The organism is Plantactinospora endophytica (assembly GCF_016862915.1).
GTDB lineage: Bacteria > Actinomycetota > Actinomycetes > Mycobacteriales > Micromonosporaceae > Plantactinospora > Plantactinospora endophytica.
In genome coordinates, this window is the sequence record NZ_BONW01000020.1 from 31756 (window position 1) to 46343 (window position 14588).

Sequence of the window (14588 nt, forward strand, 5' to 3'; positions counted from 1 at the left end):
GTCGGGTCGCGGTAACCACGGGAGTGCCCCAGGCGTTCCGAAGGGCTGCACGTGTCGAAACCCACCTCCACCTCCACCCGGGCCAGCGCCGTTCAGGCCGATGTCGTCGGTCGGCTCCGCGCCGCCGGCTGCGTCTTCGCCGAGGACGAGGCGGAACTTCTGGTCGCCGCCGCGCGGGACCCGGCCGAGCTGTCCGCCCTGGTCGAGCGGCGGGTCGCCGGGTTGCCGCTCGAACACGTCCTGGGCTGGGTCGACTTCTGCGGGCTGCGGGTCGCCGTCGACCCGGGAGTCTTCGTGCCGCGTCGGCGTACCGAACTGCTGGTCCGGCGGGCCGCCGCGCTGGCCCGACCCGGAGCGACGGTGCTGGACCTGGCCTGTGGCTCCGGTGCGATCGGGCTGGCGGTCGCGGCGCTGGTCGAGGACGTCGCGCTGTACGCCGTGGACATCGAACCGGCCGCCGTCGAGTGTGCCCGGCGCAACCTCGCGCCGCTCGGCGGCCGGGTGTACGCCGGGGACCTCTACCGGCCACTTCCGCCGGACCTTCGTGGCCGGGTCGACGTGCTGGTGGCGAACGTGCCCTACGTGCCAAGCGAGGCGGTCGCGCTGCTGCCACCGGAGGCGCGGCTGCACGAGCCGCTGGTGGCGCTGGACGGCGGACGGGACGGTCTCGACGTGCTGCGTCGGGTGGCCGCCGGAGCCGGGGACTGGCTCGCCCCCGGCGGCCACCTGCTGCTGGAGACCAGCCTGGAGCAGGCGGGGATCGCGGTGGCCGTACTGGACCGGGCCGGCCTCGCTCCGACGGTGGTCACCGACGACGACCTGCCGGCGACCGTCGTCATCGGCCGTCGCTGACCGCGCCCCCGTCCCCGGACGTCGCCAGCGCGGGCTCGCCCTCCGCCCCGAGTTCCGCGCGGCCCTCTGGCTCGACTTCCGTACCGGCCACCGCCCCGACCTCCGCGCCGGCCTCCGGCTCGACCTCCGGTACCGCCAGGATCTCGGCGATCGTCGCCGCGTCTCCGGCGGTGTGTGCGGCGAGCAGCTCGGCGAACCGTTCCGCCGGCATCACCCGGACGCCCAGGCCGACGGCCTTCTCCGCCTTGCTGCCCGCGCCCTCGCCGACCACCACCAGATCGGTCCGCTTCGAGACCGAGCCGGACGACTTGCCGCCGAGCCGCTCGACCGCCTCGTTGCCCTCGTTGCGGGTCAGCCCCGGCACCGAGCCGGTGACCACGACCGTCATCGGGGTGCCGTCCGGCCGGCGCAGCGGCAGGGCGCTCGCCGCCGGTACGCTCGACTCGCCGTCGGCGTCGCCCTCGGTCGGCGCGGCCCGCCCCGGTACGCCCGGCTCGGTCATGTTGACTCCCCGGGCGGTCAGCTTCTCGACGACCGGGGCCAGCTCGACCAGCTCTGCCGCGATGGTGACGGCCCGCTCCGGGCCGACGCCCTCGACCTCCTCCAGGTCGGCGACCGAGGCGGCCAGCAGCGCCTCCATCGTGCCGAAGTGCCGGGCGAGCCGACGGGACATCGACCGGCCGGTCATCCGTACGCCGAGGCCGGTGAGCACCCGGGAGAGCGGCTGTTGCTTGGACGCCTCGATGTTGGCGACGAGCTTGCGGGCGGAGGTCTCGCCCATCCGCTCCAGGGTGGCCAGCGTGGCGGGATCGAGGTCGTAGAGGTCGGCGGGATCGGTGACCAGATCGGCGCTGACCACCAGGTCGATGATCTTGCTGCCCAGCCCCTCGATGTCCATCGAGTCCCGGGCGGCGTAGTAGGAGAGCGACTCGCGGGCACCGCAGGCCCGCCCCTGGGTACAGCGCCAGCGCTTCTGGGAGCGGTCGATCTCGCCGCCGCAGCGCGGGCAGCCGGTCGGCGGTTGGTATTCCGTCGAGTCCGCCGGCCGCTCGTCGAGCTTGGCGCCGGTGATCTCCGGGATGACGTCGCCGGCCCGGCGTACGAAGACCGTGTCGCCGGCCCGGACGTTGCGCCGGACCAGGTCGTCGAAGTTGTGCAGGGTGGCCGAGGTGACGGTCACCCCGCCCACCTGCACCGGGGCCAGTACGGCGACCGGGGTGATCACTCCGGTCCGGCCGACCTGCACCTCGATCGAGAGCAGTGTGGTGGTGCGGGTGTCGGCCGGGAACTTGTAGGCGATGCCCCACCGGGGTGCCCGGGTGCCCGAGCCGGCCAGCTCGCGGTCGGCCGGATGGTCTGCCTTGATCACCGCACCGTCGATGCCGAAGCCCAGCTCGCCACGGCGGGCGTAGAGCGCCTCCACCACGGCGAGCACCTCCTCGACGGTGGTGCAGAGCGGCATCCCGACCGGCGAGCCGGCGGTGGTGGCCACACCGAGGCTCTCGACGTACGCCATGGTGGCCGAGTGCGGTCGGGGCTCGCTCGCCCCGTCGGCGTCGTCGAGTCCGTGCACGGAGTAGGCGAGGAAGGAGAGCGGTGCGTCGTACGCCCGGTCCTGCGCCCGCAGCGTGCCGGCGGCGGCGCTGCGCGGATGCGCGAAGGCCGGCTCGCCGTGTCCGGTACGCAGTTCCTGGGCCCGGGCGAAGTCGGCGTCGGTCATGAACACCTCGCCCCGGATCTCCACGGTCAGCGGCTCGCCGAGCCGTTCCGGCAGGCCGGCGGCCCGTCGCGCCTGGGGCGTCACGTCCTCGCCGGCCAGCCCGTCGCCCCGGGTGGCGACCTGGGTCAGCCGGCCGTCCACGTAACGGGCGGCGATGGCCAGGCCGTCGATCTTGGGCTCGACGGTGTAGCCGGCGGCGGGACGGCCGAGCAGCTTGTCGAGCCGGGCCGCCCAGCGGGCCAGCTCCGCCTCGCCGAAGACGTTGTCGAGACTGAGCATCGGGGTGCTGTGCACGACGTCGCCGACCAGCCCGGCGCCGGCGCCGACCAGCTCGCTGGGCGAGTCGTCGGTCTTCCACTCCGGTCGGGCGGTCTCGGTGGCGACGACCCGGGCCATCAGCGCGTCGTACGTCGCGTCGTCCATCGCCAGGTCGGCACCGTTGTAGTAGCTGGCGGCGGCCGACCGGATCTCGGCGATCGCCGCCTCGTACGCCGGGCGGTCCGCGAACGGCTCGGCCAGCGCGGCGTTTACCACCGGGTCCACGGCGTCCACCACCGGGTCCACGGCGTCGACCACCGGCCCGGCCGGATCGACCGCCACCGGTCCGGCCGGGTCGACCGCGCCCCCGCCCGGCCCCGCAGGCCCCTCGGCCCGTTCGTCGGTTGCCGCCACCACTGCCTCGTAAGCCACGAGGTCCCCCTCCCGTCAGGCCCGCACGCTCGGCGTTCAGCCTAGAGACCGGGTACGACGAACCGCTGCCCCCGGGCGGGCGGGTGTCGTCCGCAACCACCCGCTGGGGCCCCGTCGGGCACCTAGGCTGGCCTCATGGCCGAGCCGGCGCGTACCCCGGAGGACGAGCCGGGCGTACGCGGGGCGGACGGCGGGCGGAGTACGCAGCACACCGAACGCCCGGCCACGCCGACGGCACCGGGGCAGCAGAATCCGCTCAACCCGGCCGCCTCGCAGCGCTCCCAGAGCATCGGCACGGTGGTGGTGGCGGGGCTGGCGAACCTGACCGTGGCGGTCGCCAAGGCGGTCGCCGGGATGGTCTCCGGCTCGGCGGCGGTGCTCTCCGAGGCGGCCCACTCGGTCGCCGACACCACCACCGAACTGCTGCTCTTCATCGCCCTGCGGCGCGGCTCCCGGCCGCCGACCACGCAGTACCCGTTCGGCTACGGGCGGGAGAGTTACCTCTGGGCCTTCGTCGCCGCGGTCGTCACCTTCGTCGTCGGTGCCGGTTTCTCCATCTTCCAGGGCGTGCAGGCGATCCAGCAACGGCACGAGGACCTGGACCCGTTGGTCGCGTACATCGTGCTGGTCGTCTCCTTCGTCGCCGAGGGGATCTCGCTGCTCCGGTCGGTACGCCAGCTCCGCCGCCGGGCGGCCCGGTGGCGGCTGCCCTGGCTGCGGGTGGCCCGGCGTACCCCGAACACCACCGTCAAGGCGGTGCTGCTGGAGGACAGCGCGGCACTGGTCGGGCTGGTGCTGGCCGGCGTCGGCGTGGGGGTGTCGGAGCTGACCGGCAGTCCGGTGTGGGACGGCATCGCCTCGATCCTGATCGGCGTACTGCTGCTGGTGGTGGCGACCACGCTGGCGCACAACAACATCGCCCTGCTGGTCGGCCGGGCGGCCGGGGAGGCGGTACGCGCGGAGATCGAGCGCGAGCTGGCGGCGGTGCCGGACCTGCGCAGCGTGGACCGGCTGATGACCCTGCAACTCGGCCCGGAGGACATCCTGGTGGCGGTGAAGGTCAACTTCGACGACGACGCCAGCCGGGCGGAGATCGAGGTCGCGGCGGACGAGGCCGAGCGCCGGCTGATCGCCCGCAATCCGGCGATCCGGTACGTCTTCCTCGATCCCACCCGCCGCCGCGAGTGATCGCGGCGTCCCACCGGTCGGGCACCACCTCCGACTGGGACCGGACGCGGCCGGCAGTTAACAGGTATTGACAGTTTTCGACGGCGGGCTCAAGCTGGAGCGGGAGAGAGCGCTCTCTTTACCCTCTAACAAGGGCAGACCACCACCAAGTCTGGCCAGCGATCTCCGATGCCTTCGGCGGCGGCGCCGGAATCCTCGCTGGCCGCTCACCCGCTAGGAGTTCCCACATGGAAAGGGCCGCACCCTTCTCCACCCTGCGCCGCCGGCTCCGGATCGTGACGCTGCTCGGCGCCCTGCTCGCCCTGCTCGGTGGCTACACCGTGATCGAGCGGGCGGCACCGGCCGAGGCCCGCATCGTCCGGGTAGCCGAGTTCCTGGCCGACTGCCCCTACAGCCACCGCCTGCCGGACGACCCGATCATCTTCCCGGGCCTGCCGGGCGCCTCGCACATGCACAGCTTCTTCGGCGCGACCACCACCAACGCCTACACCAACCTGTCCGACCTGCTGAACTCCAACACCACCTGCAACCCCCGGGTCGACGTCTCGTCCTACTGGGTGCCGACCTTCTACGCGGACAACGTGCCGGTGGAGCCGGCCATCGTCACGTTCTACTACCTCGGCGAGGGCGTACGCAGCGACATCGTCGCCAACACCCAGCCGCTGCCGCTGGGCCTGCGGATCGTCGCGGGCAACGCCCGGGCCACCGCGCCGGACTCGACCACCAACTCCCGGTGGTCCTGCCTGCACGCCGGGCACGTCGGTGCATCCAAGGACTTCGTCAACTGTCCATCGGGGACGATGATCGAGTCGTACCTCGACTTCCCGCAGTGCTGGAACGGCCGTGACCTCGACTCGCCGGACCACAAGAGCCACATGGCGTACCCGGTGAACCAGGCCTGCCCGTCCAGCCACCCGGTCGCGGTCCCGAAGCTGCGCCAGGTGCTGCGCTATCCGGTGAGCGGCAACCCGGCCCGGTTCCGACTCGCCTCCGGCGCCGGGTTCACGATGCACGGCGACTTCTTCAACGCCTGGCCCGAGGCCGAGATGATGCGCCGGGTCCGGGACTGCATCCGTCCCGTGATCAAGTGCGGCGCGGACGGCCGACCGAGCTGACCGTGGGCCGCGCGGGGTGGGTCCGGCTCCGGCCGGGTCCATCCCGCGACGGCAACCGGAGACCAGGCCCGGAGCGACGGATCCGGACGAGCTGACCGTCGACACCTCCTGAACCGGGGCGAGGCAACCGGGGCGAGGCAACCGGAGCGAGGGCAAGCGGAGATCAGGACCAGAGGGAGAAACAGCCGATGAGGCCGACCGCCGGCATCCCGGCCACCGCCGCGCTGCTCGTGGTGGTCCTGCTGGCCGGCGGCTGCGCCGCACCGCCGGCATCCGCTCCGGGTACGCCCACCGGCGCCCCGGCCGTCGCCGGACAGTCGGCCACCCCGGCGGGTACGCCCAGCGCGTCGGGCCCGTTCAACGGCACCGACATCGCCTGGCTGCAACTGACCGTCGCCATGCACGAGCGGGTACTGCCGCTGCTGGAGCTGGTGCCGGAGCGCACCGCGCAGCCGGATGTCCGCCGGCTCGCCGCCCAGGTCCGGGACACCTCCCGCACCGAGCTCGACCGGTCCCGCCGGCTGCTCGACCGCTCCGGCGCACCGAAGACCAATCCGCACGAGGGGCACGACATGCCCGGGATGGTCACCGCCGCCGAGCTGACCGCGCTCGGCGCGGCCCCCGACGCCGAGTTCCGTCGCCTCTTCGGTCGGCACCTCCGGGCGCACCTGGAGCAGTCCGTCCGGGTCGCCAGCGCCGAACAGCGCTCCGGCGCCGACCCCGACACCACCACCCTGGCCGGCACCATCGCCCGGACCGGCAACGCCTACCTGGCAGAACTGACCGAACTCCAGCCCTGAGCCGGGCCGGTGCGTCGATCCCGGCGGCGCGGTTGCCGCCTCGCCCGGGCCGCACCGGCACCGCCGTTCAGCCGGCCGCCGCACCGACCGGATGAGCGGCACCGACCGGCTCGGCGGCATTGACCGGCGCCAGCGGTACGACCGCCCGTGCCGGCAGGTGCACCGTCAGTTCCTCCCCCGGTGCCGGCAACTCCGGCCCGACCCGCCCCAACGACCCCTCGTCGAGCTGGGTACGCAACCGCACCCCCGCCACATCCAGCAGCAGGTTGAGACTCCGCCCCAGGTACGTCGACCGGAGCACCCGGCCGACGAGTTCCGTCGACGGGCCGTCGGTGTACGGGTCGAGGCGTACCGCCGAGGCGCGGAAGGCGACCGAGGTGGCGGTGCCGGCCGGTCCGGGCGGTACGCCGGGCACGGCGACGGCCAGCGTCGACCCGTCGACCCGGACGAGATGCCCGCCGTCCCGGCCCTCCGCGAGCCCGCCGTCCCGGCCCTCCGCGACCACCCCCGGCAGGATGTTCTGGTAGCCCATGAAGTCCGCCACGAAGGCGTTGCGGGGCCGGGCGTACAGATCCCGGGGCGGACCGACCTGCTCGATCCGGCCCGCGTTCATCACCACGATCCGGTCCGAGAGCGCCATCGCCTCCTCCTGGTCGTGGGTGACGTACACCGAGGTGGTGCCGAGCTGGTCGTGCAGGCTGCGGATCTCGTCGCGGAGCTGGTAGCGCAGTTTCGCGTCCAGGTTGGACAGTGGTTCGTCGAAGAGCAGCAGCTCGGGACGGCTGGCCATCGCCCGGGCCAGGGCGACCCGCTGCTGCTGGCCGCCGGAGAGCGCGACCGCCATCTCGTCGGCCCGGTCGGCGAGCCCGACCCGGCCGAGCATCTCGTGCACCCGGTCCCGGATCTCCGCCCTCGGCACCTTCGCCATCTTCAGCGGATAGCCGACGTTGGCCCGTACGGTCATGTGCGGCCAGAGCGCGTAGCTCTGGAAGACCATGCCGATCCGCCGCTTGTCGGGTGGTACGAAGACCGCCCGGCCCGGCGCGGCGAAGACCCGGCCCCGGAACGAGATCTCGCCCGAGGTCGGCAGCTCCAGTCCGGCGACGCAGCGCAGCGTGGTGGTCTTGCCGCAGCCGCTCGGCCCGAGCAGGGTGAGGAACTCGCCCTGCCGGACCCGCAGGTCGATCCCGTCGACCGCGGCGGTGCCGCCGAACCGCTTGACCAGCCCCTCGATCACCAGGTCGGTCGTCATGGCTCAGCCCCGGCCGAAGATCTGCTTGGACTTCGCCAGGTACGCCGCCTGGGCCGCGTTGACCTCGGCGATGGCGAACGGCTTGAGCTGGTCCATCGTGCTCAGCGGCGGCAGCCCGGCGACGTTCGGCGCGTTCGGCATCGTCGGGGCGTATCCGGCGTCGGCGACCGCCTGCTGGCCCTCGGGGGTGAACAGCCAGGTCATCAGGAGCTTCGCCGCGTCCGGGTGCGGTGCGCCGTCGACCAGTCCGAGGTAGTGCGGCGAGACCTGGTTGCCGCCGTCGACCGGGAAGACCAGCTTCACCGGGGCGTGCTTCGCCTTGTCCCGCAGATAGAAGCTGTACGGGTAGACCGGCGCCACCTCGAACTCACCGGTCGCCACCGCGTTGCCTGCGACAGGCCCGGAGGCCACCCAGTGGATCTCCTGCCCGGCGAGCCCGCTCAGGTACGTGTCGTCGTACCGGCCGTCGTGCAGCATCCGGGAGAAGGTGCCCGCCACCGCACCGTTCTTGGTGGCGTCGTCGAGCACCATCCGGCCCTTCCAGCGCGGGTCGAGCAGGTCCCGCCAGCCCTTCGGCGCGTCCGGCGCGGGTACCCGGTCGACGTTGTAGAGGATGCCCATGATGCTGCCGGAGGCGGCGAAGACCGTTCCGCCGGGATCCTGGTACTCCTTGCCCAGCGTGGCGGCGGTGACCGGGGCGAACTTCGCGTACCGCCGCTCGTCGAGCTGGGCGGCGACGGTGGTGTCACCGCCCTGGACCAGGTCCGCGACGTGCTTGCCGCTGCCGAACTCCTGATTGATCTTGCTGGCGAGCTGCGGCCCGACCAGGTACTCGCCGGTGACCCGGATGGCCGGGAAGCGCTTCTGGAACGCCTTGTAGACGTCGGCCTTGTCGTTCTCGCCGGGGCCGTAGACCACCACCTCGGTCTTGCCGGCCGCCTTGGCGGCCTCGTACAGCCCGGTCATGGTGTCGACGGCGGCCTGGCCGCCGAGTTTGTCGGCGTCGCCGGCCACGTTGGCAGCGGCGTCCGAGGCCGGTCCGCCGCCACCGCAGGCGGACAGCGCCAGCGCGACCGCCGCCGCGACCGCGCCGGTCCGGAGCAGGTTCCGCGAAGTCATCGTTCTTCTCTCCTCACCGAGGGGTTGCGGGGACTGATCGAGGGCGGGCCGACCGACCGAGGGGCGGGCCGGGCGACGGGGGCGGGCCGGTTAACCGAGGGCGGCGGGTGCCGACGACGGGATCGGGGCCGGCGACGGGTCGGCCGGCGGGGACGGGGCGCCTGGTCCGGCCGACGGGGTCGGCGGCGCGGGACGGGACGCGGTGGCGGTCAGCGCCCGGCGGCGCAGCAGCCCGACCAGCCGGGCGAGCCCGGCCAACACCGCCAGGCCGACGCAGAGCAGCACCATCATGATCACGAAGAGCGCGGCGGCCCGGGAGATCTCGCCCGCCGTGTACAGCTCCAGGACCAGCAGCGGCACGGTGGCGTTCTGCTGCGAGGAGAGCAGGATCGGCACCGCGAGGTTGCCGGAGACGACGATGGCCGAGACGAACCAGCCGGCCAGGAAGCTCGGCGCGATCAGCGGCAGCACGATGCCGGCGAACATCCGCAACGGACCGGCGCCGGCGACCCGGGACGCCTCCTCCAGTTCGTGGCCGAGTTGGGCCAGTGCCGGCCCGGTCGCCCGCTGCGCGATCGGCACCGTCGCGGCGATCAGGGCGAGCAGCACGATCCAGACCGTGCCGTAGAGCTGGCGCAGTCCCGGCACGCTGATGTACGCCCAGGCGATGCCGAGGCTGAGCACCACACCGGGTACCGCCCAGGGCAGCCAGGTGAGCATCTCGACCACCCGGCGCAGCCGGGTCCGGTTGTGCCCGACGGCGTACCCGATGAGCAGTGCCAGCAGCATCGCGCCGAGCCCGCCGAGCACCGAGACGACCAGGGTGGACCGCAGCGCGGACACGGTTTCCGGGTCGGCGAGCAGTTCCCGGTAGTTGACCAGCGAGTAGCCGGCCGAGCCGCCGAGGAACGGCTGGAGCGAGCCGAGCACCAGTTGCACCATCGGGGCGACGACCGCGAGCAGCGCGTACAGCAGCAGGAAGGCGGTGCCGGCCCAGCGCCAGCGGCCGATGTCCCAGGCGTCGCTGCGGTAGCCCTTGCCGGTGACCGTGGTGTAGCGGCGCCGCCCCAGCACCCGCCACTGCACCGCGACCAGCACCATCACGATCGCCACCAGCAGCAGCGACAGCGCGCTGGCCGCGCCGTAGTCGGCCGGGCTGCTCTCGCTGATCAGCCCGTAGACCCGGGTGGAGAAGACCTCGATCCCGGCCGGCGTGCCGAGGAAGAGCGGTACGTCGAAGAACTCCAGCCCGATGACGAAGTTGAGGATGACCACCCCGCTGACCGCCGGGGCGAGCACCGGCAGGTCGATGCCGAGCAGCGTACGCAGTTTGCCCGCCCCGGAGACCTGCGCCGCCTCCTCCAGCCCCCGGTCCAGCGCCAGGAACGGGCCGAGCAGCATCAGATAGCTGAAGCCGGCGGACTTGAGCGCGATCACCAGGATCAGCCCGGTCCACGAGTTGACGTCGAAGACGGTCGCCTCGCTGCCGGTCAGGTCCCGGAAGAGCGTGTTGACCGGCCCGATCCGGGGATTGCCGAGCATGCCCCAACTGATCGCGTAGAACAGCGGCGGCAGTGCGACGACCAGCAGCATGCACGGGGTGACCAGCCGGCGCAGCGGGGTCCGGGTCCGGGTGACCAGGAAGGCGCAGAGCAGGCCGATCGACGTACCGAGCACGGTGACGGCGGTGGAGAGCAGCAGCGAGTTGCGCAGGGTCGAGTACGTCGCCGAGCTGGTGTACGCCGTCCGGAAACCGTCCCACCCCCAGTTGGCCGGCAGGCTCGGATCCTGGTTGCGGAAGGCGCCGACCACCAGCATGACGATCGGGAAGGCGAAGAGGAACGCGCAGACCACGATCAGCGGCAGCAGCCCCCGGGCGGTGCTGAACGGTCCGGTGCTCGGCTTCCTGGCAAACACGACGGCCCTCCTGCGTGCTCGGTTGCTCGGTCCGGTCGGTCAGGACGCTTACTCGGTCTGGTCAGCTCGGTTGCTCGGTCTGGTCAGTCAGGACGGTTGCCCGGTCAGGACGGTTGCTCGGTCAGTCGGTCAGGGGCGGTCAGCTCGGGGCGCCGGGGCCGGTCAGGACCTCGACAAGTGCCGGGCCGGCGGTGTCGCGTACCGCCCGCAATGCCGCCGCGAGATCGGCCGGACCGGTCACCCGGGTCGCCGGTACCCCGAAACCGGTGGCGATGTCGGCGATCCGTGGTCCGCCGATGTCGGTACCCGGCCACCGACCGGTACGCCGGGCCGCGCCGCCGAACCGGTGCAGCGCGGAGCCGACCGCGCTGTAGCTGCCGTTGTTCAGCACCACGAAGGTGACCGGGATCCGGTAGTGCGCGGCGGTCCAGAGCGCCTGGATGCCGAACTGGAACGACCCGTCACCGAGCACGGCGACCACCTGGTGTCCGGGCCGGGCCAGTTGGACGCCGAGCGCGGCACCGGCGCCCCAGCCGAGCGAGCCGGACGAGGAGAGCAGCACCTGGTCCGGGCGGTGCTGCGGCAGCGCGGAGAGCAGCGCCGGGGTGGCGGTGGTGGCGTCCAGCACCACGGTCGGGTCGGTGCCGAGCCCGTCGACCAGCGCGGCCACCACCGCACCCAGCCCGACGTGCCCGGGAAACGCCGGTCGCACACCGGAGCCCGGTGCGCCGGCCGCGACCGAACCGCCCTGCGCCGACCCGCCACCGATCCCGGCCGGCGACGACCCGCCCTCGGCTGTCGCCCTGGTCGCGTTCGGCGGCAGCGCGGCGAGCAGGTCGTCGAGGACGGCGCCGAGGTGCCCGACCAATCCCAGCCGTACCGGATGGAGCCGGCCCACCTCGGTCGGGTCGACGTGTGCGTGCAGCACGGTGGCGTGCCGGGGGAACTCGTCCCCGACCGGCGCCTCGAACTCGGTGAACACCCGGCAGCCGACGAAGAAGACCAGGTCGGCGGCGGTCACCGCCGGGTGGGTCGGGGCGTACCAGCCGGCGAACCGGGGGTGTGCGGTCGGGAACGCGGTGCGCTGGAAGCCCCGCCGGTCCTCGCCGAGCACCGTCGCGCCGAGCCGCTCGGCGAGCGTGACCAGGGCGTCGACCGCGCCGTGCCGGGCGACGTCGCCGCCGGCCACCAGCACCGGCCGGGTCGCCCCGGCGAGCAGTCGCGCGGCGTCGGCCACCGCGTCCCGGTCCGGCCGGTTCCGGGGTACGTCCACCGGCCGCACCGTCTCCGGCGCCACGCCCGCCGGAGCTGTCGACTCCAGTACGTCCTGCGGCAGCCCGATCCAGGTCGGCCCGGCCGGCTCGGCGACCGAGGTACGCAGTGCCCGGGCGACGTCGGCGGCGAGCGCGTCGGCCGAGGTGACCTGGCGGGCCCACTTGACGTGTTGCCGGATCGTGTCCCTCGGGTACGGCACGGTGGTGAAGCCGTCCCGGCCCTGTAGTGCGGTGGACTTGAGGCCGTTGAGCAGTAGCACCGGGGCGTTGCCGAGTTGTGCGGCGGTCAGGTGCGCCACCCCGTTGGCCAGTCCCACGTTGGTGTGCAGGTACGCGACCTGCGGTTGGCCGGTGATCCGGGCGGCGCCGTCGGCCATCGCCACCGCGACCGACTCGTGCGTGGTGAGTACGAGTTCGACCTCGGCGGACCGTTCGACGACCGCGTCCAGGAAGGCCGCCTCGGTGCTGCCGGGGCAGCAGAAGACCCGCCGGATTCCCCAGCCGACCAGTACGTCCAGCAGGGCGTGCGCGGCCGGCGTACCGCTGTTCCGGTCGGTCGGGGCGAGCACCGTACTGGTCATGGCCGCTCCTCGTACCTGCTGTCGAGCCGCGCTGGCGATCGAGTCGAACTGGTTACGGCGAGATGTGGCGACAGTAACGCCAATGATCGGGATGCGGAACGATGCATCCTCAGATTCTTCTCAGTAGAACGACATCGAGTTCCGCCAAGAAGAATCCTGCTGCCGCTAGTTCTCGTGTGGTGGATAGTGCGGAAGTAGTGCCCGGGCCGAGAGCCTCCGGCACCAGCCCCGTCACGGAGGTGTTCGCGCAATGCAGACAGTCGGAAACACCGGAGGGCCGGCCCGGCTCGACCCGGTGGCCCAGGTGGTCGACGGGCAGGTCGGCGACAGCGCCGACGGGGCGTACTTCGACTCGGTGGACCCGTGGACCCAGCGGCCGTGGGCCCGGGTCGCCAGGGCGGGTCGGGCGGACGTCGCGGCGGCGGTGGCGGCGGCCCGGCGGGCCTTCGACGCCGGCCCGTGGCCCCGGATGCCGCAGCGCGAACGCTCCGCCGTGCTGCACCGGCTCGCCGACCTGATGGAGTCGCACGCCGAGGAACTCGCCCGGCTGGACACCCGGGACATGGGCATGCCGGTGACCAACAGCCGGAACTGGAACCTGACCAGTGCGGTCAACCACTTCCGGTTCTTCGCCACGCACGCCCAGCAGTCGACGGCCAGCACCTACCCCGGGGACGACCGGCTGCACCAGTACCTGCGCTACGAGCCGGCCGGCGTCTTCGCCGCGATCGCACCTTGGAACTACCCGCTGAACCTGGGCGTCTGGAAGATCGCCCCGGCACTGGCCTACGGCAACACGGTGGTGCTGAAGCCGGCCGAGCAGTCGCCGGCCTCGGCCGCCCGGGTGGCCGAGCTGGCCCTGGAGGCGGGACTGCCGCCCGGGGTGCTCAACGTCGTACACGGCTTCGGGCCGGACTCCACCGGCGAGTGGCTGACCACCGCGTCGGGGATCGACCGGATCACCTTCACCGGCGAGTCCCGTACCGGCGCGGTCATCGCGGCTGCGGCGGCCCGCTCGCTGGTCCCGGTCTCCCTGGAGTGCGGTGGCAAGGGCGCCAACCTGGTCTTCGCCGACGCCGACATGGACGTCGCGGTGGCCGGCTCGATCCGGGCGATCTACAGCAACTCCGGTCAGGTCTGCCTCTCCACCAGCCGGATCTACGTGCAACGGGCCGGGTACGACGAGTTCCTCGACCGGTTCGTCCGGGCCGCCGAGGCACTCCCGTACGGCGATCCGCACGATCCGGCCACGCACGTCGGCCCGCTCTCCAGTGCCGAGCACCACGCCAAGGTGACCGGCTATCTGGACTCGGTCGACGCCGACGGCGGCGAGCTGCGTACCGGTGGCGCGGTCGACGGGAGTCTGCTGGTCCGGCCCACCGTCGCGGTCGGGCTGGGGCCGGCGGCCCGGGTACTCCGGGAGGAGGTGTTCGGGCCGGTGGCGGTGGTCACCCCGTTCGACGACGAGGCCGAGGCGCTGCGGCTGGCCAACGACACGCCGTACGGCCTCTCCGCAGTGCTGTTCACCCGCGACCTGGGCCGGGCCCATCGGGTCGCCGCCAGGCTGCGGGCCGGCACGGTCTGGATCAACACCTTCGGGGTACGCGAGGCGCGGGCGCCGTTCGGTGGTTTCGGGCTCTCCGGGGTGGGTAGGGAGGGCGGCGACTTCAGCCGTGAGTTCTGCACCGAGCCGAAGACGGTGATCGCCGCCGTCGACTGAGTCGGGACGCGGTCACGGAGGGCCGCCGATAGAGTCGGATATTCCAGATTTACCCGCAGGAATTGTCGCCGCCGACACCCCGATTTGGCGTTGCCGGCCCCGCCGTGTAACTTTCTCTCCCGGCAGGGCACCGGGCAAGCCCGCGGAGCAACACCGCGGTGGCCGGCCTGCCAAACCCCGAACGATCGCGGCGGTAACCCGCTGCGTCCGTACGGGTGCACGACGGCTGGACGAAGCATGACAAACCGGGAGACACGGTTTGACGAGGCGGAAACAGTCGGGTAAGGTATAAAACGCGCCGGACGGAAACGGAAGGCGCGGACAGATAAGCCCCGGGTGGCTGGTTTCGGCTGGTTTTCT

10 protein-coding genes are annotated in these 14588 nt (G+C 72.7%); 5 read left to right on the forward strand and 5 right to left on the reverse strand.

Translation table 11 applies throughout. The features are described from left to right. Positions 1–51: 51 nt before the first annotated feature. Positions 52–852 (forward strand): putative protein N(5)-glutamine methyltransferase, encoded by an 801-nt coding sequence (locus Pen02_RS20955; RefSeq protein WP_203867801.1) that lies wholly within the window; start codon positions 52–54, stop codon positions 850–852. On the opposite strand, the gene ligA is transcribed toward Pen02_RS20955, so the two are convergent. Next, a complete protein-coding gene (gene ligA, locus Pen02_RS20960; protein WP_239141041.1) occupies positions 836–3262 on the reverse strand; it encodes an NAD-dependent DNA ligase LigA in 2427 nt (808 codons plus the stop codon). The two genes, Pen02_RS20955 and ligA, sit on opposite strands and share 17 nt — an antisense overlap. Positions 3263–3397: 135 nt before the next feature. Here ligA and Pen02_RS20965 point away from each other — a divergent pair, with 135 nt between their 5' ends. The 3 genes from Pen02_RS20965 (at position 3398) to Pen02_RS20975 (ending at position 6365) form a co-directional block, all read left to right on the forward strand. Then, on the forward strand, positions 3398–4450 hold the full coding sequence (locus Pen02_RS20965; protein WP_203867802.1) for a cation diffusion facilitator family transporter: 1053 nt from the start codon (positions 3398–3400) through the stop codon (positions 4448–4450). 227 nt (positions 4451–4677) lie between these two features. Further along, the gene (locus Pen02_RS20970; RefSeq protein ID WP_203867803.1) at positions 4678–5565 is read left to right on the forward strand and encodes a DUF1996 domain-containing protein; all 888 of its coding nucleotides are present in this window, start codon (positions 4678–4680) and stop codon (positions 5563–5565) included. 188 nt (positions 5566–5753) lie between these two features. Further along, positions 5754–6365, forward strand: a complete 612-nt coding sequence (locus tag Pen02_RS20975) for a DUF305 domain-containing protein (RefSeq protein WP_203867804.1) — start codon at positions 5754–5756, stop codon at positions 6363–6365. A gap of 67 nt (positions 6366–6432) precedes the next feature. On the opposite strand, the gene Pen02_RS20980 is transcribed toward Pen02_RS20975, so the two are convergent. From Pen02_RS20980 to Pen02_RS20995, 4 genes are all read right to left on the reverse strand, one after another. Further along, entirely contained in the window at positions 6433–7617 is a 1185-nt protein-coding gene (locus Pen02_RS20980) for an ABC transporter ATP-binding protein (protein ID WP_203867805.1), read from the reverse strand. Positions 7618–7620: 3 nt separating this feature from the next. Then, entirely contained in the window at positions 7621–8736 is a 1116-nt protein-coding gene (locus tag Pen02_RS20985; protein ID WP_203867806.1) for an ABC transporter substrate-binding protein, read from the reverse strand. A 90-nt stretch (positions 8737–8826) separates the two neighbouring features. Continuing rightward, positions 8827–10653 (reverse strand): ABC transporter permease, encoded by a 1827-nt coding sequence (locus Pen02_RS20990; RefSeq protein WP_203867807.1) that lies wholly within the window; start codon positions 10651–10653, stop codon positions 8827–8829. A gap of 139 nt (positions 10654–10792) precedes the next feature. Then, positions 10793–12508, reverse strand: coding sequence for a thiamine pyrophosphate-binding protein (locus Pen02_RS20995; protein ID WP_203867808.1), 1716 nt, complete (start codon positions 12506–12508; stop codon positions 10793–10795). Positions 12509–12758: 250 nt separating this feature from the next. On the opposite strand from Pen02_RS20995, the gene Pen02_RS21000 reads away from it, so the two are divergent. Then, on the forward strand, positions 12759–14228 hold the full coding sequence (locus Pen02_RS21000; protein ID WP_203867809.1) for an aldehyde dehydrogenase: 1470 nt from the start codon (positions 12759–12761) through the stop codon (positions 14226–14228). Positions 14229–14588: the final 360 nt, after the last annotated feature.